This window comes from Rhodococcus sp. BP-160 (assembly GCF_019836205.1).
Classification (GTDB): Bacteria; Actinomycetota; Actinomycetes; order Mycobacteriales; family Mycobacteriaceae; genus Rhodococcoides.
In genome coordinates this window covers 235,712-256,517 of record NZ_JABUEK010000006.1, presented here as the reverse complement: position 1 = coordinate 256,517, position 20,806 = coordinate 235,712, and the positions used below count along the sequence as shown (strand labels likewise).

The following is a 20,806-nucleotide window of genomic DNA, read 5'->3' as shown; positions in this document are numbered from 1 at the left end:
CCCCGGACTCCCCGTCACACCCGAAGAAATACCGACTTGTCCAGCGAGCGCACAGCCCACGGGGGCGCACGACCTGCCCGAGCCACGATCGCGACAACGCGGTCGGACGCGGTGTCGAGTACTGGCATGAGCTCGGCAGTCCCGGTGGGCACCGACATCGCAGGTGAAGACGTGACCGTCCCGATGCACGGATGGACCATGTCGTGGCCGCCCGGGCACGGCATATGCGCCGCCGCCGTCTCGACGTCGACGGTGGGCGTGTCAGCAGAGTGGTGGACGACCATGCTGCTCACCGGCCCTGGTGCGGACATCGCGTCGTGGGCCGCGGCGGTGGGGACGGGCAGGGCCGTGTGCATCAGCACCACGCCGAGCGCGATCAGCACCGTCCGCAGCACCGAGAGCGCAGACGAGGTCGACGATCGTCGCCGAGCACCGTCACACACGCTCCCAGCATACCAACCAATACCCCCTACGGGTATCACCACGGCTCGGATTCAGATCCTGACGGCCGTGGCCACAACGTGATCGCGGCGCATCCGGACCCGCGAGGGGCACACTCGTCTCCATGAAGGTGGAGATCCTGTATTTCGACGATTGCCCGAACTGGCGAGACGCGGCCGACCGAGTCCGCGAGGCGGCTACCGCGATCGGGCTCCCGGACATAAAGATCGAGGTCCGGCCGATCACCTCGGACGCCGAGGCCGCCGGGTCTGCGTTCGCCGGCTCCCCCACCATCCTCGTCGACGGCGTCGACGCCTTCGACGACGCGGTTCAGCTCACCGAACTCGCGTGCCGCATCTACCGGACCGAAGCCGGCGCAGCCGGCCTACCGACCGTCGATCAAGTGGCCGCGTCCCTACGCAAGAGGGTCGCATAACCACCGGCCCGACCCACCACTGCTGAACCGCCGGACGGAAGGTCGGACGGCGCCGCGCGTGCGGCCAGGCTCGACCCGTTCCTCGTGCTGCTCGTCGGCGTTAAGGTTGCCCATGGGTATGTCTAGAGCGGTCCCCGCGCTGCCGGTACGACACATCGAGACAGCGATCGCCGTCTACACCCACTCCTTCGGCTTCACGGCGCAGTACTCCGATCCCACCTTCGCCAAGCTCACTCGAGACGACGTCGAGATCCACCTCTGGGCCGCCGACGACGACAGCTGGACCACCCGCACCGACCCTGCGCCGTGGCCGGTGTGCAGCGGAGCGGAGACCTTCCTCGCCGGAACGGCCAGCTGCCGCATCACCGTCGACGAGATCACGGAACTGTACGACGAACTCTCGCGCGCGGGCGTTCTGCACCCGACAGACACCGGTCACCCCATCGCGACGGACTGGGGGACGACGGAGTTCGCGACCGTCGACGGCGACGGCAACCTCATCACGTTCTCCACGAACACTATTCGGACCGAAATCCCAGTCGTCGACGGTGACGGAGACGGTGACGCTGTCACCACTTCCTGACCGGGGAGCCACCGATCGTCACGGACCCCCTCGACGTCACGGTCCTTGCATTGGATGCATGATACGTTCATGCGATGTCGGCCAAGGACACCGTCGGGTCCGGCGCTCCTCGCGCCGAGGGGTCGGCAGATCATCTGATGCGAGACGGCCTGTCGCTGCTCGCGCCCGAGGAGACCGTGCTCGCGGCGATGATCGAAGGTTGGGAGCAACAGCAGCGCTCGCGGATGCTCGCGAATCTGACCATCGAGCGGCGGACACAGATCGTGCGCAGGTTGGTGGTCTTCACCAACGACTACCCGTGGCGGTGGTCGTCGGCGGACGTAGAGGAGTGGACGACGCATCTGGTGGAGTCGGGGGCCGCGCATTCGACGGTGCGGCTGTATCAGATGGCGGCATCACTGTTCTGCAGCTACATCTCCGACGTCCGCTACCGGTGGCACGAGGTCTGTGAGCGGCACTTCGGGGTGCACCCGGTGCAGATCTTCCATGAATGGAACATGGTCGTGCACCGCAGCGACTACGAAGGGCGGCCCGGGAATCGGCCGCTCACCCGCGACGAGCTGCAGGCGTTCTTCGACTACTGCGACACCCGGGTGAGCCGGGTCGGCGCCTCCGGCCGTAAGGGATGGTTGGCAAGCTATCGCGACGCGACGCTGTTCAAGGTGATCTACGCCTGGGGCCTGCGCCGCCGGGAGGCCTCGATGCTCGACACCGTCGACTGGACCGCCAACCCGGCGGCCACCGAGTTCGGCCGCTACGGGGCGCTGTCGGTGCGCCACGGCAAAGCCCTCTCCGGCGGGCCGCCGCGGCGCCGCACGGTCCTGACCACCATGGAATGGGCCGCCGAGGCCGTCGACGAGTGGGTCACCGAGATCCGGCCCCTCTACGACTCCGACCAACTCGCCCTCTGGCCCACCGAGCGCAGCGCACGGGTGGGAGCGGTGTCGATCTCCCAACGGTTCGCCGAGTACCGCGACGCCGTCGGGCTCGAGAAACACCTCGGCCCGCACTGTCTGCGCCACTCGTATGCGACACATCTGCTCGAGGACGGCTTCGATCACCTCTTCGTCCAACAACAACTCGGACACTCCTGGGGATCGACCACCGCGATCTACACCAGCGTCGGCACCGACTACAAGAACAACGCCCTCCGACGAGCACTGAGTCGGGCGTTCACCACCGCGAGCACCGACGGGGAGAACTGATGCCGCAACTGCAGCTGAACTACCACTGGCACCTGCGCCGCCTCCTGGCCGACCAGGGCATCTTCGCGACCACCGGACTCGGACCTCTCCTCGCCGAACGAGGAATTACGCTCTCCGAAGCGCAGGTGTATCGCCTGGTCACCGGGACACCCGAACGTCTGAGCCTGCGCACGCTGATGGCACTGTGCGACATCCTCACCTGCACACCCAACGACCTGATCGAGCCGATCGCCGAACCCGCCAGCGGGACCGCGACCGGAACGTCGACACACCGCCCCGACACCGCGGCCGCGACCACCCGCGCCAAGACGCGTGCACCCCGACGCGCCGACATCCGGCGACGGTGATCGCAGGACGATGTCGCATCTGTACCAGCGCCGAGGTTCGCGGCATGACGGTGTGCGACCGCTGCAGAAAACGAGCCACGCAGCACCGCGGCGCGTGCGCCGGCTGCACAAAGCCGGACAAACTGTTGGACGACGACGACACCTGTCGGTGGTGCCGCCAGAAGGCGCGTCGCACCTGCACCTGTTGCGATGCAACAGGATCAGCTCTCACCAGCGTCGAAGGCGACACCCTCTGTCACCGGTGCTCACTGACCAGCCGCCTCGACGCGATCATCCCTCCTCATGCCGACAGCCCCCTCGCACCGCTGCGGCAGCCGCTCCTGCACGCAGAACCCGTCACCACCCGCCGGTGGCTGATCCGCACCACACCCCTGCTGCTCTCCATCCAGGACGGCAGCACAGCCCTCACACACACCTCGTTCGACACCCTCCCGCACCCGAAGTCGGTCGAGCACCTGCGCTCACTCCTCGTCGCCACCGGAATCCTTGGTCCCGACCTCGATCGCAGCCTGCGCCGCCTCGAAGCCCAACTCCCCCAACTACTGAGCAGCCTGACCCCGAACCACCGCGCACTCCTGACCAGGTGGACACAGTGGGCTGTACTACCCAGACTGCGCGCGGCGACCGAGAAACGAGAAGCCCATATCGGCGCCCAGAACGCTCGCTCGCAGATCCGACAATCGGCACTGTTCCTCGACCTGCTGCAGCAGCACTCGACCGAGCTCGGCGAGTGCACACAACACGACATCGACACCTGGTTCAGCGCGCCCGGAGCCGCCCACTGGCGCGTGTGCTCCTTCCTGACGTGGGCACGACGCAACCGGCATCTACCCCGCACACTCACCCTCCCCTCGAGCTACCGAGGCCGAGCGGAAGTCCCCACCGACGACGACGAGAGGTGGCAGATCTGTCGACGCCTCGTCCACGACGAGTCGCTGGACCCCGCCGACCGGCTCGCCGGCGCCTTGATCGCGCTGTTCGCCCAACCACTCACCCGTATCGCCGGACTCACCACTGCCCACGTCACCGAAACCGACGCCGGGGTCGAACTGCGACTCGGCAACGCCGACACGCTCCTGCTACCGGATCCGTTCGCCCAGATCGCCCTGCAACTACCCCAACCACGACGCGCAGGAACCGCCGAGCAGATACCCCAGACATGGCTGTTCCCCGGTCACCGTGCTGACATGCCGCTCACGGCGACCGCACTCGGAAACCGGCTGCGACGCATCGGTATCAGTCCACAGGCCCTCAGACTGTCCGCCATCGCCCACCTCACCCGAGAGCTCCCACCGAGCACACTCGCCACGATGCTGGGCCTGAACGCACACACCGTCGCGCAACACACCCTCCGAGCCAACGGCCAATGGACCAACTACGCCGCCGACCGCCACTCCTGAGTCCCGCTATTCGGATGATCGAATACGGCAACCCTGCCAGTGGAGTACGAGTGGAACGCGGCCATGTGGTCGAGGTAGGCGCGCCAGGACGCCGAATCTACCAGCGCGGCAACCTGGTCGGTGATCGAGTTGTGCAGACGTTCGGCCAACTCGCGGCGGGCGTGGGCCTTGTCCTCGGCGGACGTGGTGCTGGTGCGGGCGGCGCGGTGTGTGGTCATGGTGATCGGTCCCTCTTCCTACGTGTTCTTTCGCCGTCATCTGGCGTGGGGAGAGAAGGGCGGTGCACGGGAACGGTGTCCAGCACCCGAGTCGAAAAGTTCTCAGCCGGAGGCGTTCTGAGAAGTTTTCGGACCCCGCAGGGGCCGGAGCGCAGCGGAGGTCGGGTGTGGGTAAGACGGGCACGGGTGACGCACGATCGGAGAAGCCAGATGTGTCGAAAGAACGAACGCTCTTCCAGGGTGCGGAGCGCAGCGGAGCTCCACTAGGCGGACGCCCGCAGGGTGGCCCACGCCCGGCCGCGCCCGGCCGGCCCGCCACCGAGAACCGCCGGTCACTCCCCCGAGCTGCCACCTCCCACCCGGACACGCCGGTGGCCGGCTGTGCAGGAGCGACGGAGATCGACCACCTCAAGCAAGTCGCGGCAGCTCCAGCCCATCTCGCGTGGACCTACATGCACTCGCCGATCCGCCGACTACGATTCACTCCCGTTCACCAACGGGTGAACTGACAACAACGGAGTGCGAAACATTGAATGTGTACGGCGCGAACGTCGTCGAAAAGAGCTACTCGGCGAAGTACGACACGGGTTGGACCTTGAGGTACCGAAACCCGGACCTGTTGAGCCCGAACGTCGCCGCGAAGTTGAGCAGACAGCGAAAGGCGTTGGCAGCGGACCCGTCTGTCGAGTGGCCTACCGACAACTCCAAGGACCTCGAGGCGATGATCCTCATGCCGATGCCGATCGGGGTGTTCGCCGGCGCACTTATCTGGTCTTTGTCTCGCACCGCCACCGTGGGTGTGATCGTCGGTGTTGTCGTGTGTCTTGGTCTGTGGATCCTTTTCACAGTCGGCGCGGTCAAGGGGCATCTCGGGGAGATGCCTGTGCGACAAGCCGCACGGGCGGAGCTGAAAGCCCGGACCTTCACCTCTGCGGAGGGTTTCGAGCTTCGCGGATCCATTGTCGAGGTGCCGATCCCGAATCCAACCATCGGCCGGCTAGGGAAGAAGTTCGAACCTGTCAGGGCGGCGACGAAGGAGGCGCCGCCGCATCGCAGGGTCGACCCGTTGGAGTTGCTCGAACGCCTTGCAGCGGAGGCCCATCAACTCTCACGTGACATCGAGGCGGCCGACTCGTGGCGCGATCCCCAGCTACTTGCAGCTCATCACGTCCAGTTCGACCCGGCTGCGGAAGAACAGGAGATTCTCGATCACATCGCGGGCCTGCACCGTGCGTTCGTCAAGTTGGGCGACAATCCACGCGGCTCGACCGGGGGGGCAGTGATTGCGTCATCGGCCTACACCAGAGCTGTGGCGCCGCTGGAGAGTGTGCTCGACACCGTGATCGCGCGCGTGACAGCCCTGCACCGGTACGACCAGGATCTCAGGCTGCTCGATATCGAACTGGGGCATGCTCGCGTGGCCAGGCGTGCGTTGGAGTTGGACGAGGACACTGCCGAGTTGTTCGCGAGCGCGGTGGGGAACGAATTCGCAATACGTCATCTGGATTCGCTCAGTGAACACACCCGTGTGGTGAGCGCCGCGATCAACGAGCTGGTGAAGTCGTTGAACGGCGATCTTCGGACTCTGTCCGCTTTCTCCGGATCGAAGGACCCATCGTCTAGGCGCCACTGATACCGTCCCGCCGGGCTAGATCGGCCGGTCACTGGATGGCTTCACCCAGACTTTTTGCCCACTCCGAGGTGATGCGTTGCATTGGCGATAAACGGTCCGGGAAGTCCTTGTGCCTCGTCAGCGTCGCAGTCTTGTGGTAGCGAAACTGCCACTGCCCGGTCGGTGAGTACACACAAGCAGCCACTACATCGAACTGATCCGCGCGGTAGTAGCGGCTTGCCGGGTCGTTCTGGGAAGCCCTGGTTTTCTGCACTTCGACCTTCATGTCGCCGTTGGCGTACTTCGTCGGACTGGCGTTTTTGCACTCCACTCTCCAGCTGACGCCGCCGACCATCGCGACGTCAAAATCGTGCAACGCATCTTGATCGAGCCTGGTCGCTTGCACAACCTGCGGATTAGCGTCGAGCGCGCGTTGGAGGTGGTGCTCGGCAACTCCCCCGCGCACGGCCACCTGCAACCTGTTGCGCGTGGCAATGATGTGCAGTATTTCGGCGCTGGTGAGGTCGAACTCCGACTCCAACGCGTGGAGACCCTCGACGGTGGTGTCTCCCGCGGCGGCGGCTGCCAGCTTCGCAGCATTGAACCTCAAAGCGTGATCCAGACCGAGGTCGGTGGCGCGTCGTTCGAAGCGGGCGAAGTCGAGCAGTCGATCGGGGGTGAAGGCGATCATCGTTTCGAGACCGGAGGGGCCGCGGGGTACGTCGCGTTTGCGGCCGGGCTTGTTCTCCTTCTCCCAGACATGCCAACCGCTTCCGGCGGCGGCCTTCATCTCCGCTGCCTTCGCGTAGAAGGAGATGCCCATCGGAAGCGGGTCGTATAGGGACGGTTGTAGACCGATAAGTACGCCCGCACCGAGATCGACACCGACCACCAGGGTGATGTCGACACCGGCGATATCCGTGCCGAGGGGGTGGTCGACCTTCCAGGTGTCTTCACCCCCGTAGCGGATCTGACCACGCACCTCGTCAGCTGGCCGGTTGACGGTCGCTTTCCTGGTCATCCGGAAGGGGTAGATCAGTAACCCGAGTCGATCCCCTCGACTGTCTTGAACGCCGAGATACACAGGTGTCCTCGCCGGGGCGCTGGCATACAGAACGCGCCCGCCGGCAGCTTCGACCGCCGCCACGAGGAACCGATGGATGTCTTTTTTGCCCAAGACGGAGTACACCCGGGCGTAGGACCGGCCGGCGAAGTCCGCCTCTGTCGGTTCGGTCATCGCTGTCCTCCCCACCCCGGTCACGTGATGCTCCACTCGGCTGTCGGCGGTTTGCGAACAAGTGCGCCACACCGCCACCACCTGCTCACACTGCTGCTCGTCGGCATGGGAAGCTTACGGGTATGGCAAGTACCCACGGCGTCGCGATCTCACTGTTCTCCGGCGCGGGCGGTCTCGACCTGGGCGCCGAACAGGCCGGCTTCGATGTCCGTGCGGCAGTCGAACGCGATCGTGACGCCGCGCTCACCATGGAGAAGAACTTCCCGAAGCTCGCCTCCCCTGTGATCCAGAAGGACATCCTCGACACCAGCACCACAGAGATCATGCAGGCGGCGGGACTCGCACGCGGACAGCGGCCGGATGTGTTGATCGGTGGACCGCCGTGCACCCCGTTCTCCAAAAGTGGGTTCTGGCTGGAGTGGAAGCGCTCGGGGCTCGACCCCGACGCGACGCTGCTCCAGGAGTACACGCGGGTGTTGCGGGAGTCGAAGCCTCGCGCGTTCGTGCTCGAGAACGTTTACGCCCTGACCTACAACAACAAGGCCAGCAGACCCGCGCTCGAACGGCTTCTTCGCGAGATCGACGAAGCCGGCTACGACCACCGCATGGAAGTACTCAACGCCGCCGACTACGGCGTACCGCAGGCGCGGCCACGCCTGTTCATCATCGGCGTACCTAAAGGCAAACCACTTCCGCCACACCCTCTCCCGACGCACGGTGGCCGGTGGGAGCGCCGCGCGAGCGGGAATGCCGCCACTGGTTACGTCACCGCCGGCGATGCCCTCGCCGGACTGATCAGCGACCCGGAACCCGAGGAGACTGTCGGAGGCCAGTACGGCGCTCTGCTCGCCGACATCCCGCCCGGCGGCAATTATCTGCATTACACGGCAGAGAAAGGCCATCCGGACCCTCGGTTCGAGTGGCGCAGCAGGTACTGGTCGTTCCTGCTCAAACTTTCACCCGATAAGCCCTCTCCCACCATCCAGGCCCAACCCGGACCGAATGTCGGGCCGTTCCACTGGGACAATCGTCGACTTCGTACCAGTGAGGTCAAGCGGTTGTTCACCTATCCGGACGAGTTCGAACTTGTCGGCAGCCGCGCGAGCGTGCAGGCACAGCTCGGCAACTCGGTACCGCCCCTACTGGCACGTCGCGTCCTCGAGTCGGTCCGCACACACATGCGCAGATAGCGCCGACACGTCGCGATGATTGTGGCGTAGGTAGGCGTGTGGTCGGTCTTGTAGGTGGGTGTGGTCGGTCTTTCGAGGGGCAGTTCACTCCGGTCGGTCCGCGCCGTGCTCGGAGGCGCTGTGGGTGGTTCAGGCTGTTGCAATACGGCGAATTTCGTCGAGGGTGAGGAGCCCCTTGCTTCGGCCGGCGCGCAGAGCAGCCTGGTATATCGGCCGGAACACATCGAGCATGGTGGTGTACCGCGGGAGCTGGCGGGAGTGGGAGTTACCTCGGTCTCCGATTTCTTGGATGCGCTCAGCGACATCGGTCCATCGCTCGGTTCTGATCAGGAACTCCAGGTACCCGAGCATCGGACCCTCGATGGGATCGGCAAGATCGAACCCACTGAATCTCGTGCGATCGATGAATGCTTCCAGTCGATCGATATCGTCTTCGTCCAACTCGTTACAGCTGACTTTCAGGACGCGGAACATGTCGAGAATGTCCCAGACCAGGCGGTTCTGTGAAACATCCATCTCGTCTCGGAGGTCACCGAACACCGTGGGGTACTCGGCTGTCCAGCCGTTCTGCAGGATGTCCGCGTTCCGCTGGTACATCTCGATCACGTCGGGATCGGTCGCCGTCACCGCTAGAAGTAGCGCGTTCTGCGACAGCAGAAGCCGGTCCGTGGGGGACAGCGAGGTCGGCGCATCTCCTTCACGCCAGTGCGCTGCTCGTCCGAGTGCTTGATCGATGAGGCGCCGAACGAGTTCGCTTACACCGAGACCGGATGATGCTGCTGTGGTGTCGAGTTCCGTTCGCGTTTGAGCGTCGAGCCTGATCGTGATCGTTGGCATGGCACTTCCGTTCGTAGTGTCGTAAGCGTCGTACAGTAGTACGAACACTGTAACACTCTGGTAGCTATACCTCCCTTGTCATGCTTGACGTGTCTGCTTCCGTGCTGACGCCCTCGACCAGGCGGCTGCAGACGGCTTGAGTTCGGGTTCGATGCCGAGTTCGCGGCCGATGGCACGGAGGATTGACCTCCTCGTCCGGTGAGGATCGCAGTAGTTGGCTGCCATCTGTGCCCAGACAACCGATGCCGACGCGAGAAAAATCCAGGCGTCCCCAATGTCGTTCGCGCGTGCACCGATGCGAAGGATGCCGTCCACGGACTCTAGATATCGGTCTGCGACGAGGACCGAGGGATGCGTCAAGCTGCTGGCGACGCGGTAGTAGATGTAGGCGTCGACGCCGCCGACCTCCAGGTCGAGGCATCGCTGCTTGAAGGCACGGGCCTGGGCCTCAGAACTTGTCGTCAGCTTCGGCACGATCTGCCGACGGATAACATCGACCGACTCGCGGAACGTCCGACCTCGCGCATGGGGCAGATCTTTTGCCAACGCTTCGCGGCTTCTGGCATCCTCGTTGATGAATGCCATTGCCGCATCGGGCAGTTGAGCAATCCACTGCCCGGTGATGGCCGACTCGTACATCGCTCTCACCAGGGGCATCACGGTAAGGCCGCTCGATCCGCCGCGCACGAGTGCAGCGACAGCGATTCCTAGCTCTGTGACATGAGAAGCGAGTGCCATGACGAGCGGTGCAGTCAACAGTCTGTTTGTGTCGCGGGGTGAGATGAATTCCCGGCCCGATCCGGCCAGAAAGTCCTGCCAACCCGCACAAAGCTGGTCGATGATCTCGAGCAGCCTATCGGACGCGGGGGGTTCGTAGTCGTCAGCGGTCATGCTGGATTCCGCGCACCGATGATCGCTGAAAGTGTCGATAAAGAGTGCGTTTGCTGACGCCGAGGACTTCTGCGATATCACCGACGGTGCTGCCTGCGTGCCGCATTCGCGTGGCCTCCCGCTTCTTGGAGGGCGTGAGCGCCGGTGGGCGGCCTCCGACCTTGCCTCGCTCGCGAGCGGCGGCGAGGCCGGCGTGGGTTCGTTCGCGCAGAAGTTGTCGTTCGAAGGAAGCGAGGGCGCCGAATATGTGGAAAATCAGCTCACCGTTGGCGGTGGTGGTGTCGATCTGCTCCGTGACCGAGGCGAACAGCACTCCCCTGGCCCGCAGACTGGTGACGAGTTCGATCAGGTGCGGGAGGTTGCGGCCGAGTCGGTCGAGCCTCCAGACGCACAAGGTGTCGCCGGGTAGCAGTGTGGCGAGGAGTTCGGTCAGCGCCGGGCGTGCGGTTGTTGATCCGCTGGCGGTGTCCGTGAAGATGCGTTCGCAGCCGTAGGCGGTGAGTGCGTCGCTCTGGAGTGCGGGGGTCTGTTCGGTGGTCGAGACCCTGGCGTACCCGTATTTGTGTCCCACAGCGACGAACCCTGCCACAACCCACCGACATGTAAAGTTTTGACACGAATCGGTTGGCATACGTTTCTGGCACCCTGTTGCGGCTGGTAGTCCTCCACCGGCAGTCAGCCCCGTGGCCCGGTGCCACAATCGATCGTTTGTGACATCGCGGTCACATGTCCCCTCGGATGGGTGGAACACGAACTGTTGCGCTGAAGCTAGCGGACAGCGGTCGCTACCGGGTCGAGGAGAAAGAGGCAACTACTCTCCTCGTAACGGTCGACTTTCGCCGTGACATCCAGATTGGTACCGACGTTGATGGTGTCTGGTGCGGGGTCGGCCCACCGGAGGTCATTGGACGTGTTGACGTCGCGGAACTGGAACGCCGGCCCTGGCGCGGAGGTTTCGCTGTAGTCACCGGCATTGATGAGGATGAGATATCTGGTGCTCGCGCCTTCGTAAGGGTTGATCGCGCCGACGTTTCCTGGGAACGAGATTGTCCGACCGCGATTTGCATCGGCGAACGCGGCGACGTCCGGTGAGCAGTAGTCGGTCGTTGCGAGCAGCGCCGCAAACACCGGAGTGTTCTCTGCCGTCAACACAACGTCAGAGGGCTTCGGCACCGGCACCGGCACCGGAACCGTCTCCACATCCCCGGTTGGCGCTTGCTCGTTCGTTACCGATGACTCACTTGCAGCGGCACTCTGGGAGCCGTCGGATCCGTTCTGGTTGCCGCGGTTCTCCGTGACTACCCCGATGCCGATGATGATCGCGATTGCGATCGCTGCTACACCGCCGCCAATGATCAAAAGGGTTCGATGAGACTTGGGTGCGGGTCGGCGGAAGGTGATCTCGGTTCGCAGCGTCCCGGGTGACTGAGAGACAACTTCCCAACCGTCTCTGTTCCATTTCGCGACGGTTCGCGACTCCGTGCCGCGTACAACGCGGACTGTCTTGCTCTCGTAAGTGACGTCGCCGTCGGCGTTGGTGTTCACGTAGCTCCCAGGTTCGTGCCGGCACGCAACCGGGCGCTCTGAGCTTACTTGCGCGGCCGAACAAGCACGGCTTTGACAACTGCCCACTGCCCGCCGCCAGAAACGTTCGTTTGTGGCAGCTCGACTAGACGCACAAGGTCGAGTGGTGCCCTGCAGCAAACCTGCGAATGTCGTTCTCGCTCCGTCTCCGAGCCTGCAGGCGTTCTGGCGTCCGCGACAAAGTTGACGATGTCGCGGATGACTACGGGAAAACCGAACATGTAGTGCGATTTTGATGGCGCAGCATGGGACGGTAGACGGTGATTAACGCGGTCGAGAACCCGAGTCGCCATGGCGGAGCTATCGAATGCGTGGTCCCCTCTGCAGAGGCCCACTTCTTTGTAGGAACGGCTGTCCATCGTTGTACGCGTTCTCCAGGTAGTCGACGTATCGCTCCACTGCCTCTGCAGCAAGGTCGGACGGTCCGCGCGGCGCTCCCGGTGTGGCCATCAGCGCTTCCGCCGCGTTCAGGAGGCGCTCACTAGTCTCAACGTAGAAGTAGAAGGTGCGCTTGGTCTTGGCAGACTTGCCTCCCGCCGGCGGCGGAGGTTCGGAGACGGACGCACTTGATGCGACCCCGGTCATCGGATCGAGGGGGCTCGAGTTGCCGAGGCTGCTCTTCAGTCGTTCAGGACGCGCCATGTCCGACACCTTCCATGAGCAACCCCGATGTGCGGCGGTAGATGCTGGCCAGATTGCGGGCGTCCGTCGTCCCCCACTCGAGGAGACTTGTCTGCGCCTCGGAGGAATCCTTCAGCACGACTCGCTTAGGTATGGGGTCGCCGATGATCGTGATGCACTCGGCGATCTCCGCCAGCTGCTCGCGACCAGCGATGGTGTTGCGTTCGTGAAGGTTGATGATCGCGCCCACTAGCTCCAGCGTCGGGTTGTAGCTGCGGCGCACCACGTCGATGGTGCGTCGTAGCCGTGCGAGACCGTTCGCGGAGAAGAGCGCGGACTGACTGACCACGAGCGCTCGCCGGGCTGCCACCAGAGCGTTGATCGTCAACAGGTCCAGACTCGGCGGGCAGTCGATCACCACCAGCCCGTACTTCGGAGCGAGTGACTCCAGCGCATCGCGGAGTCGCCGCTCGCGTCCTGCGCCGCCGAGAATCAACTCATCCCGCACGAAGGCGAGGGATTCCGAGTTCGGGTCGGTGGCGACCAGGTCCACACCGTCCCAGATGGACGGCGCCACGACGTCGGCGAGGGTGGCGGCCGACCGGTCCGATAACGCGTCCGCCATCCCCGCGTCGCCGGGTGCCGGCTCACCGGCACTGAGGACGGTACTCAGGTTTCCCTGGGGGTCCATATCGAGTGCCAGAACTCGGTGGCCGGCGCGACGGGCGGCATCAACGATGTGAAAGGTGGTCGTCGTCTTACCTACGCCACCCTTTTGGTTGCAGAAGGCGATCACGTTGTGTGACATGTGTGTCCTCTCATGTGTCGGAAGTTCGAAGAAAGAGACATCCCGTACCCGCAATACCTGCAATACGGGTGAAGGAAGAAAAGTAAGTGATGGCTGTGTGGGACGAGTGGCGGCATGTACCTCCATACATGCCGCCCCGGTGAAGAGTCCGATACCGGTTATGACCGACTGGGACGTGACACCAGCACGGGACGCAATACCAGCAATGCCGCCATCACTGGGGTAGCGGTTGTTGCTGACAACCCCGCCGGTACTGCAATCACTGGTAACTGTCAGCGTTGTCGATGAACCCGCAAAAGAGCCGGACCCACAGACGCGGTCTCCGAGCATTGAACCTCAAACCTGTTGGCATGGACGGTGGTTCCGTCTACTGCATCGGACTACGTTCTGCTTCACCCGGACCCCCCAGGGGTGACCCCCATTGTCCGCACCCACGTTGTCCGCTCCACGCCCTCTGGCCCCGCGCCCGGGTGGGCGCGCGGCTTTCGGTATCGCCACGTCATCAATGATCAGTCGACGGCATGGTGCCCCGGGGCCGGTCTCCGGAGATCGCTAAGGGTGCACAGGCAACGGCGGCAGGCTGGTTATCGTCGGGCTCTGCCTGAAAACGACGCACATGCCGACATCGCTCGCATCAGGTCATGTGATGATGCGAGCTAGTCGATCGGCAGTGAATGTTGTGATCGCGGGATGAGTCACCGCGTCAGGAGTCGATCCCAGGAATGGCAGAAGGCCCTTGATGGGAATCGATCGGTGATCTAAAGTCAGTCGTCGAAGCCTCCGTCCTCGCGGGTGGTAGGCCTGGTGCCCTCGGCTCCGGCGCTCGACACACCGGGTTCAGCCGAGGGCACTTCCGTTTCGTAGGGGTCTGGTGTCAGTGTCACTCAGGCGACGTCCGCGTCGCCGGTGCTCTGAGACTCCAGGCGTTCGATGTACTCGTCGATGGCGGTGTCAGGTATCAGGCGGCGCTTGCCGACCTTGACGCTTCGGATCTCGCCGGACGCGATCTTGTTGAAGAAGTTGGAACGACCGAGCCCAGTCCGGGCCATGCCTTCCTGTACCGAGAAGAGCTGCCTGCTCATTGCATCCCCCTGTCGTCAATCACCACCAGCTCTCCGCTTTTGCGATCGAGTCTGAGTGGTTCCACCACAAGGTACCGCCGTCGTCGATTCACCGCAATAGTCGCAGCAGAATGCCGTAACATGCGTGTACATGACGCAGGAGTGGAGCCAACAGATCGTAGACAGGGTGGGGAAAGAGGTGCGGCGCGCGCGCACCGCCGCCTCGCCGCCCCTGTCAGCGCAAGCACTCTCCGACCGCACCGCCGAACTCGGCCACCCGATCTCACGCGCTGTCATCTCCGACCTGGAGACAGGTCGTCGCCGCGGACTCGACGTCGCCGATCTCATCGTGTTGGCAGCGGCGTTGCAGATCGCACCGGTGCAATTGCTGTTTCCCGATCTCCCTCGCGGCCCAGTGGACGTCCTGCCCGAGCGACCGCACGAGTCACACGACGCAGTGCGATGGTTCGCCGGCGAGTCCGGTCTCTTCGCCTCGTCAGACGATTGGCAAACCAGCACCGGCGAGCCTGTGCGTGTATGGACTCGCGAAGAACTGGCGCCAGAAATCGACCGTGTCACCGTTACACGTCAGTGGCTGAGGGCAATCACCTCGATGAGAGGGGCGCAGTCACAGATCAAGCGAGCTCTCGCATCTAGAGAGACAACTGAACAGATCAGCACTTTGGAAGATCTGTATGAGGATGCACGTGAACGTGCTGACACGCTAGGCAAGCAGATGGCGGAGCTCGGCATGGAGGTCGGCGACGGTAATCCTCATGTCTGAGATGACAAACCCTCAGGTCTCAAGTTGCGTAACGGGGTCCTCGCAGTCGGGCGCCGGCGCGGAATCTCATGCGCTGCTACAGGTTGAAATTCGTGGCTAGGCAGCAACTGCCACCGCAGATCAAGAAGATCTCTGTGCGCGATAGACGCACAGGAACATATGTAACGCGGTACGAGGTTCGCGTTGATTCGCCTGCGTCCGGATCTGTTTCAGTGTCCTCGGACGGAACCGTCACGCTGCCTCGCCGTCCGCAAAGTCGTCGACGTTTCTCAACGGAGAGGGAAGCGCGCGCTGCGCTCGCACAAGCCTTCGACGACCGAAATGACCCTATGTATGTCGCGCCGTCTGCCACAACGGTCGACGAAGCCTGCTCGGCTTATCTTTCCGGTCGACACAACTTGAAGCCGACGACACTCGTTTCCTACGCACAGGCTCTCAAGCCCATCCGCCTCGTCCATGGGCACACCCCGATACAGAAACTGACCAAGCAGCACCTCGACACACTCGTTCGCGACCTCCGCTCGGGTTCGATGCCGAAGAGCACCGGCCGCCGGAAGCCGTGGAAGGCCATCTCGGTGAACCACATGTTGAACGTCGTCTCCATGGTTTTGACCCAGGAGGTCAAGCAGGGGCGATTGGTACGCGACGTAGCGGCTCTGGTCGACCGATTACCTCGCGAACACCACAAGACCGACACTTACTCTCAGGACGAGGTAGTACGAATCCTAGATGCCGCGTACAACTCGCGCGTCGGACACGCCTGGGTGCTGGCGCTTTACGGGCTCCGACGTGGTGAGATCTGCGGACTTCGGTGGCGGGATGTGGATTTTGAGAAGGGCACCCTTACGATCGCCAACAACAGAGTCAGCGTGAACGGCCGGGCTGCCGACGGAGCTCCGAAGTCGCGAAGTTCGCGTCGGACGCTTCCGTTGACCGACGCGCTTCGGCAGAGCCTGCTTCAAGCAATAGAATCGCAATCGGAGGAGTCGACATCAGCCGGCCAGGACTACCAGGACGGCAGCTACGTCGTCTGCGACGAGTTGGGCCGCGCGTACCACCCGGACAGCATTTCCGGCCTCTGGGAGCGGTTCACATTGTGCGCGGAGGTCAGGCCCCTACGGTTGCACGATTGCCGACACTCTTGCGGGACGCTGATGCATCTTCAAGGGGTCCCCATAGCTGTGATCGCAGCCTGGCTGGGACACAGCGACAATGCCTTCACGATGCGCACTTACGTCCATGCTCAGGACGAGGCAATGCTGGATGGTGCCGATGTGCTCCAAGCCGTGATGTCAACACGAAATCCGGCCAACCTGGGTCTGGATCCGCACACACTCCCTGATTAGGCGCCCGGGTCACGCTCAGGGTACGGCTTCAGCCACCGCGGTACAGGGTGGACCAGGACAGTGCGCCGCCACCAGTTTCGGGGGAGATGTGTCATCGTGTGTCATCGAGACGCCCAACGGACCCGCAACATGAAAGTGCCTGACCAGCATTCAGGCTGGTCAGGCACGATATTACGATGGAGCCGCCTAAGAGAATCGAACTCTTGACCTTTTCATTACGAGTGAAATGCTCTACCGACTGAGCTAAGGCGGCGCGGCTCCCGGAGGAGCCATCGCAAGTTTAACCGGTCCCCCCGCCCGAACCCAAAACGGGGGTCAGCGGGCCGCCGCGCCCAGTGTGGCGACCATCGCGTCGACCGCGAACTTGGGCTTGACGTTCATCTCCAGGGCTTCGCGGCACCGGAGGATCGCCTCGATGCACTGCAGCAACGACTCGGGAGTCGATACCGAGGCGAGGCCGCGGGCCTGGTCCTCCATGTCGGGGTGCGTCATCGTCGACGAGGCGCCGTACGACTGTGCGAGAGCGTCGCGGTACAGCCCGGCGAGGTCGATCAGCGCCCGGTCCAGCGAGTCTCGACCGGTACGAGTGCGCCTCGACTTCTGCCGCTGTTCCAGTTCCTTGAGCACGCCGGCGGATCCTCGCAGCGCGCCCGCTGCACCCTTGCCGGTGCCGCCGGCGCCGAGGGACGTCCGCAGTTCGTCGGTCTCCCGCTCGTCGCGGTCGGCGTTGATCTGCACCGCGTCGGACTCGGCGGCCTTCACCAGTTCCTCGACCACCGCGTACTGGGTGGCGGGGCGGAGCGCCGCCTTGGCGATGCCCAGTGCCCGCTGCCGTCGCTCGCGTGCCTCGGGGTCCGTCGCCAAGCGGCGCGCACGGCCCACGTGTCCGCCGCCCACCGAGGCGGCCCACGCGGCGGTCTTCTCGTCCAGGCCGTCGTTCTCCCGCAGCACGCGCGCGATGTCGTCGGGCTTGGGCGTCACCAGAGCCACGTGCCGACAGCGCGAGCGGATGGTGACGGCGATGTCCTCCGGATCCACGGACGGTGCGCAGAGCAGGAAGATGGTGCGGGCCGGCGGCTCCTCGACCGCCTTGAGGAGCGCGTTGTAGGCGCGCTCACCCAGCCTGTCCGCGTCCTCGATGACCACGATCTGCCACGTCCCCGTGGTGGGGCGACGCGCTGCCATCTGCACCACCTCGCGCATCTCCTTGACCGAGATGCTGAGGCCCTGCGGCACGATGCGGCGCACGTCGCCGTGGGTGCCGTGCATGGTGGTGGTGCAGGCGTGGCAGTGGCCACACCCGATGACGTCCGGATCCGTGCACTGCAGCGCAGCCGCGAAGCAGACAGCGGCGATGGAGCGGCCGGACCCGGGAGGCCCGGTGAACAGCCACGAGTGCGTCATGCGGGAACCGATGTCACCCTCACGCGCGGCCGCCGCGGCGTCGGACAGCTCGGCGACCACCTCGTGCTGACCGACCAGCCGTTCGAACACTCCCGCCATGGGAGGAGAGCTTAGTGCTCCTGTGCGACAGCCCCACCGCGACGCTTGGCCAGCAACGAGGACACCCCGGTCATCACGGCCACGACCATGGAGCCGACGACGAGACCGATCAGCGCGGATGCCAGCGTGTTGACGATCCAGGCCAGCACACCCCCGATACCGGCGACGTCGCGGACCGCGTCCTCCATGTGGTGGACGAACTCGTAGATCGGGTGGAACCCCAGCTCGTCGATGCCGTTGAGCAGGATGTGGCCACCGACCCACAGCATCGCCGCGGTGCCCACCACGGACAGCACCGCCATGACCTTGGGCATGCCCTTGACCAGGCCGCGCCCGACGGTCTGCGCGATGCCCGACGAGGTGTCGGCCAACCGCAGACCGATGTCGTCCATCTTCACGATGAGACCGACCACGCCGTAGACGAGGACGGTGATCACCACGGCGACGACGGCCAGGATGATCAGTCGGCTCCAGAAACCCTCGGCGGCGATGGTGTCGAGCGCGATGACCATGATCTCGGCGGACAGGATGAGGTCGGTGCGCACAGCTCCGGCGACGACAGCGTCCTCGTCGCGAGGTCCGTCCTCCTCGTGATCGTGAGCGCCGTGTCCGGAGATGGCGCCCCAGATCTTGTGCATCGCTTCGTAACTGAGGTAGGCACCGCCGACCATGAGGATCGGCGTCAGCAGCCACGGCAGGAACTGGCTCAGCAGCAGCGCGATCGGCAGGATGATGAGCAGCTTGTTACGGAGCGACCCGAGGGCGATGCGCCGCACGATGGGGAGCTCACGTTCGGCGGCGAGGCCGCGCACGTACTGCGGCGTCACGGCGGTGTCGTCGATGACCACACCGGCGGCCTTGGCCGTCGCCTTGCCTGTCGCGGCACCGACGTCGTCGATCGACGCCGCCGCCAGCCTGGCAAGCGCTGCCACGTCGTCGAGCAGGGCTACGAGTCCGCCGGCCATCAGTACTCCCGAAGTAGGTCAGTGGTTCGAGAGTGAGAGTACCGCTCCAGGGGTGGGCTCGGCCGCGCATCTCGCAGCAGTTCGCGCAGGCCCTGGACCGTCGCGAACTGCCGAGAGGTGCGCGTTCATTCTCCATCCCCAGCCTGTGGATCACGGCCGACGACTCGACGCCCGCATCGCGCACCCTTCGATGCATGTGTCTGATCCCCCGAGCCGATCTCCGACGACGCGGCGTGTCCGACGGTGAGGTACGCGCTGCTGTCCGGTCCGGTTCGATCGTTCCCGTGCGCCGCGGCGTCTACGTCGATCCGGCGACGACCGACCTGTCCGACGACCGCACCCGCCGACTGCTCGAGCTACGCGCCGCCGTCCTCTCCTCCGACAGCGATCTGGTGGTGAGCCACAGCTCGGCAGCGCTGGTCCACGGCATCGACCTGTGGCCCGACATCGATCGTCGAGCACACCTGACGGCGAATCGATCCGGCGGTGGTCGGGCCGGCACGTCGCGCGTCGTGCACGCATCGCCACTGCACCCGGACGACGTGACGACGGTCGACGGGGTGCGTGTCACCTCGCTCGCCAGAACAGTCGTCGACCTCGCCTGTAGTCGGCCGTTCGAGTCCTCGGTCTGCTCCGGCGATGCTGCTCTGCGCCGAACATCGGCGGACGATCTGGCTGCGACGCTGGCCCGAGCGCACGGTCGTCGCGGGATCGACAGGGCGCGGCGGGCCATCGCCTTCATGGACGGTGGCGCCGAGAGCGTGGGTGAGTCTCGGAGCCGGGTCTACCTGCACCGGCACGGCCTCCCCGCTCCTGCGCTCCAATGCGACGTCCTCGACGAGAGCGGACGCTTCGTGGGACGGCCGGACTTCCTGTTCGACGGAGTGATCGGCGAGTTCGACGGGCTCGCGAAGTACCGCGAGTACGGGGATGCAGCGGATGTGGTGATCGCCGAGAAACTGCGCGAGGACCGGTTGCGCTCACTGGAGTGGCGGATCGAACGGTGGACGTGGAACGACCTGGCGACGTCGGCTCTCGCCGATCGTCTCCGCGCAGCGCTCACAGCAGCAGAAGGACGCGCACCCCTCGGCAGTACGCGCAGGCACGGGACGGTCGCGAACTGCGGGGAGGTGCGCGTCCAGGACGGCAATCGCGCCTAGAACTCCAACCCCATGTCACCCGCCACCACCCCCATCGTCGACTGCCCGTCCAGAGCCTCGCGGAGGATGTCGGCGTGCCCGCTGTGGTGGGCGATCTCGCGCAACAGGTGCAGCAGTACGCGCCGCGCCGTCCACCAGATGCGCTCCGGCGCCCACGGTGCGGTGGGTTGCGGGATCAGGTCGTCGAGGTTGCCGAGCGCGGCGATGCACTGCTCCAGCGCGCGGCCGGCGGAGTCGAGTTCGGCCAGCACCTGTTCGATCGACTCGGGCACCTCGGGCTCGCCCGATCCCGAGAAGTCGACGGTCGAGTTCTCGTCGCGCTCCTCGAGCATGGTCACGTTCCCGCGGATCACCGACGCGACGTGCGCGATCAGCGAGGCGAGCGTGAACTCACTGACGGTCGTGCGCCGACGCGCCTGCTCATCGGTGATCCCCCGCGCCGTGATCGCGAGCATCCCGCGCTGATCGGCCAGGATGGTGACCAGATCGAGCTTCTCACCCGTGACGTCGACCGACGGCCCCACGGATGTGTACGTCCCCGCCATGATGTGCCCCTCTCCTCGTGTGTGAGGAGAAC

General features: G+C 64.6%; 22 protein-coding genes and 1 tRNA gene. 10 read left to right on the top strand and 13 right to left on the bottom strand.

Features of this window, described 5'->3' with window-relative positions; translation table 11 throughout:
• Positions 1-14: 14 nt before the first annotated feature.
• Positions 15-443, bottom strand: coding sequence for a hypothetical protein (locus HQ306_RS21050; RefSeq protein ID WP_222633361.1), 429 nt, complete (start codon positions 441-443; stop codon positions 15-17).
• A 122-nt stretch (positions 444-565) separates the two neighbouring features.
• On the opposite strand from HQ306_RS21050, the gene HQ306_RS21045 reads away from it, so the two are divergent.
• The 5 genes from HQ306_RS21045 (at position 566) to HQ306_RS21025 (ending at position 4,412) form a co-directional block, all read left to right on the top strand.
• Positions 566-877, top strand: a complete 312-nt coding sequence (locus HQ306_RS21045) for an alkylmercury lyase (RefSeq protein WP_222633360.1) — start codon at positions 566-568, stop codon at positions 875-877.
• A 112-nt stretch (positions 878-989) separates the two neighbouring features.
• Entirely contained in the window at positions 990-1,460 is a 471-nt protein-coding gene (locus HQ306_RS21040) for a VOC family protein (protein WP_222633359.1), read from the top strand.
• A gap of 74 nt (positions 1,461-1,534) precedes the next feature.
• A complete protein-coding gene (locus tag HQ306_RS21035) occupies positions 1,535-2,665 on the top strand; it encodes a tyrosine-type recombinase/integrase (RefSeq protein ID WP_261770332.1) in 1,131 nt (376 codons plus the stop codon).
• On the top strand, positions 2,665-3,012 hold the full coding sequence (locus tag HQ306_RS21030) for a helix-turn-helix domain-containing protein (RefSeq protein WP_371830215.1): 348 nt from the start codon (positions 2,665-2,667) through the stop codon (positions 3,010-3,012). The genes HQ306_RS21035 and HQ306_RS21030 overlap by 1 nt, the downstream gene beginning before the upstream one ends.
• Positions 3,013-3,137: 125 nt before the next feature.
• Complete coding sequence (locus tag HQ306_RS21025) at positions 3,138-4,412, top strand: hypothetical protein (protein WP_222633358.1); 1,275 nt, start codon at positions 3,138-3,140, stop codon at positions 4,410-4,412.
• On the opposite strand, the gene HQ306_RS21020 is transcribed toward HQ306_RS21025, so the two are convergent.
• A complete protein-coding gene (locus tag HQ306_RS21020; RefSeq protein WP_222633357.1) occupies positions 4,388-4,630 on the bottom strand; it encodes a hypothetical protein in 243 nt (80 codons plus the stop codon). The genes HQ306_RS21025 and HQ306_RS21020 overlap by 25 nt on opposite strands.
• Before the next feature lie 535 nt (positions 4,631-5,165).
• Between HQ306_RS21020 and HQ306_RS21015 the strand changes: the two genes are divergently transcribed.
• Positions 5,166-6,263 carry a hypothetical protein gene (locus tag HQ306_RS21015; RefSeq protein WP_222633356.1) on the top strand — a complete coding sequence of 366 codons (1,098 nt, stop codon included), beginning with the start codon at positions 5,166-5,168 and terminating at the stop codon, positions 6,261-6,263.
• A gap of 28 nt (positions 6,264-6,291) precedes the next feature.
• On the opposite strand, the gene HQ306_RS21010 is transcribed toward HQ306_RS21015, so the two are convergent.
• On the bottom strand, positions 6,292-7,479 hold the full coding sequence (locus HQ306_RS21010) for a hypothetical protein (RefSeq protein ID WP_222633355.1): 1,188 nt from the start codon (positions 7,477-7,479) through the stop codon (positions 6,292-6,294).
• 122 nt (positions 7,480-7,601) lie between these two features.
• Between HQ306_RS21010 and HQ306_RS21005 the strand changes: the two genes are divergently transcribed.
• Complete coding sequence (locus tag HQ306_RS21005) at positions 7,602-8,669, top strand: DNA cytosine methyltransferase (protein WP_222633354.1); 1,068 nt, start codon at positions 7,602-7,604, stop codon at positions 8,667-8,669.
• 129 nt (positions 8,670-8,798) lie between these two features.
• Here the strand turns inward: HQ306_RS21005 and HQ306_RS21000 are convergent, their stop codons facing one another.
• The 6 genes from HQ306_RS21000 to HQ306_RS20975 form a co-directional block, all read right to left on the bottom strand.
• On the bottom strand, positions 8,799-9,506 hold the full coding sequence (locus HQ306_RS21000; protein WP_222633353.1) for a YfbU family protein: 708 nt from the start codon (positions 9,504-9,506) through the stop codon (positions 8,799-8,801).
• Positions 9,507-9,584: 78 nt separating this feature from the next.
• On the bottom strand, positions 9,585-10,397 hold the full coding sequence (locus HQ306_RS20995) for a DUF5677 domain-containing protein (protein ID WP_222633352.1): 813 nt from the start codon (positions 10,395-10,397) through the stop codon (positions 9,585-9,587).
• Positions 10,387-10,968 (bottom strand): recombinase family protein, encoded by a 582-nt coding sequence (locus HQ306_RS20990; RefSeq protein ID WP_308115527.1) that lies wholly within the window; start codon positions 10,966-10,968, stop codon positions 10,387-10,389. Before HQ306_RS20990 ends, HQ306_RS20995 begins: the two co-directional genes overlap by 11 nt.
• 197 nt (positions 10,969-11,165) lie before the next feature.
• Entirely contained in the window at positions 11,166-11,942 is a 777-nt protein-coding gene (locus HQ306_RS22705; protein ID WP_222633351.1) for a DUF4839 domain-containing protein, read from the bottom strand.
• A gap of 667 nt (positions 11,943-12,609) precedes the next feature.
• The gene (locus tag HQ306_RS20980; protein WP_222633350.1) at positions 12,610-13,410 is read right to left on the bottom strand and encodes a ParA family protein; all 801 of its coding nucleotides are present in this window, start codon (positions 13,408-13,410) and stop codon (positions 12,610-12,612) included.
• 884 nt (positions 13,411-14,294) lie between these two features.
• On the bottom strand, positions 14,295-14,492 hold the full coding sequence (locus HQ306_RS20975; RefSeq protein ID WP_042575140.1) for an excisionase family DNA-binding protein: 198 nt from the start codon (positions 14,490-14,492) through the stop codon (positions 14,295-14,297).
• Between the two features lie 130 nt (positions 14,493-14,622).
• On the opposite strand from HQ306_RS20975, the gene HQ306_RS20970 reads away from it, so the two are divergent.
• Positions 14,623-15,255, top strand: coding sequence for a helix-turn-helix domain-containing protein (locus tag HQ306_RS20970; protein WP_222633349.1), 633 nt, complete (start codon positions 14,623-14,625; stop codon positions 15,253-15,255).
• 329 nt (positions 15,256-15,584) lie between these two features.
• On the top strand, positions 15,585-16,601 hold the full coding sequence (locus HQ306_RS20965) for a site-specific integrase (protein ID WP_261770334.1): 1,017 nt from the start codon (positions 15,585-15,587) through the stop codon (positions 16,599-16,601).
• A 177-nt stretch (positions 16,602-16,778) separates the two neighbouring features.
• Here the strand turns inward: HQ306_RS20965 and HQ306_RS20960 are convergent.
• The 3 genes from HQ306_RS20960 to HQ306_RS20950 all read right to left on the bottom strand — a co-directional run bounded on the left by HQ306_RS20960 (position 16,779) and on the right by HQ306_RS20950 (position 19,069).
• A tRNA-Thr gene (locus tag HQ306_RS20960) sits at positions 16,779-16,854 on the bottom strand.
• Positions 16,855-16,916: 62 nt separating this feature from the next.
• A complete protein-coding gene (locus HQ306_RS20955; RefSeq protein ID WP_027506716.1) occupies positions 16,917-18,104 on the bottom strand; it encodes a DNA polymerase III subunit delta' in 1,188 nt (395 codons plus the stop codon).
• 11 nt (positions 18,105-18,115) lie between these two features.
• The gene (locus HQ306_RS20950) at positions 18,116-19,069 is read right to left on the bottom strand and encodes a DUF808 domain-containing protein (RefSeq protein ID WP_222633347.1); all 954 of its coding nucleotides are present in this window, start codon (positions 19,067-19,069) and stop codon (positions 18,116-18,118) included.
• 32 nt (positions 19,070-19,101) lie between these two features.
• Between HQ306_RS20950 and HQ306_RS20945 the strand changes: the two genes are divergently transcribed.
• A complete protein-coding gene (locus HQ306_RS20945) occupies positions 19,102-20,229 on the top strand; it encodes a type IV toxin-antitoxin system AbiEi family antitoxin domain-containing protein (protein WP_222633346.1) in 1,128 nt (375 codons plus the stop codon).
• Here HQ306_RS20945 and HQ306_RS20940 read toward each other — a convergent pair.
• Positions 20,226-20,774 carry a DUF664 domain-containing protein gene (locus tag HQ306_RS20940; protein ID WP_056443410.1) on the bottom strand — a complete coding sequence of 183 codons (549 nt, stop codon included), beginning with the start codon at positions 20,772-20,774 and terminating at the stop codon, positions 20,226-20,228. The two genes, HQ306_RS20945 and HQ306_RS20940, sit on opposite strands and share 4 nt — an antisense overlap.
• Between the last annotated feature and the right edge of the window lie 32 nt (positions 20,775-20,806).

Excerpts from the sequence above, each read along its gene's own strand:
- HQ306_RS21005 (WP_222633354.1), top strand. The coding sequence starts at position 7,602 with ATGGCAAGTACCCACGGCGTCGCGATCTCACTGTTCTCCGGCGCGGGC.
- HQ306_RS21045 (WP_222633360.1), top strand. The coding sequence starts at position 566 with ATGAAGGTGGAGATCCTGTATTTCGACGATTGCCCGAACTGGCGAGAC.
- HQ306_RS21040 (WP_222633359.1), top strand. The coding sequence starts at position 990 with ATGGGTATGTCTAGAGCGGTCCCCGCGCTGCCGGTACGACACATCGAG.
- HQ306_RS21020 (WP_222633357.1), bottom strand. The coding sequence starts at position 4,630 with ATGACCACACACCGCGCCGCCCGCACCAGCACCACGTCCGCCGAGGAC.
- HQ306_RS20965 (WP_261770334.1), top strand. The coding sequence starts at position 15,585 with ATGTATGTCGCGCCGTCTGCCACAACGGTCGACGAAGCCTGCTCGGCT.
- HQ306_RS21035 (WP_261770332.1), top strand. The coding sequence starts at position 1,535 with ATGTCGGCCAAGGACACCGTCGGGTCCGGCGCTCCTCGCGCCGAGGGG.
- HQ306_RS21030 (WP_371830215.1), top strand. The coding sequence starts at position 2,665 with ATGCCGCAACTGCAGCTGAACTACCACTGGCACCTGCGCCGCCTCCTG.
- HQ306_RS20980 (WP_222633350.1), bottom strand. The coding sequence starts at position 13,410 with ATGTCACACAACGTGATCGCCTTCTGCAACCAAAAGGGTGGCGTAGGT.
- HQ306_RS20950 (WP_222633347.1), bottom strand. The coding sequence starts at position 19,069 with ATGGCCGGCGGACTCGTAGCCCTGCTCGACGACGTGGCAGCGCTTGCC.
- HQ306_RS20975 (WP_042575140.1), bottom strand. The coding sequence starts at position 14,492 with ATGAGCAGGCAGCTCTTCTCGGTACAGGAAGGCATGGCCCGGACTGGG.
- HQ306_RS20940 (WP_056443410.1), bottom strand. The coding sequence starts at position 20,774 with ATGGCGGGGACGTACACATCCGTGGGGCCGTCGGTCGACGTCACGGGT.
- HQ306_RS21000 (WP_222633353.1), bottom strand. The coding sequence starts at position 9,506 with ATGCCAACGATCACGATCAGGCTCGACGCTCAAACGCGAACGGAACTC.
- HQ306_RS20955 (WP_027506716.1), bottom strand. The coding sequence starts at position 18,104 with ATGGCGGGAGTGTTCGAACGGCTGGTCGGTCAGCACGAGGTGGTCGCC.
- HQ306_RS20970 (WP_222633349.1), top strand. The coding sequence starts at position 14,623 with ATGACGCAGGAGTGGAGCCAACAGATCGTAGACAGGGTGGGGAAAGAG.
- HQ306_RS20995 (WP_222633352.1), bottom strand. The coding sequence starts at position 10,397 with ATGACCGCTGACGACTACGAACCCCCCGCGTCCGATAGGCTGCTCGAG.
- HQ306_RS21010 (WP_222633355.1), bottom strand. The coding sequence starts at position 7,479 with ATGACCGAACCGACAGAGGCGGACTTCGCCGGCCGGTCCTACGCCCGG.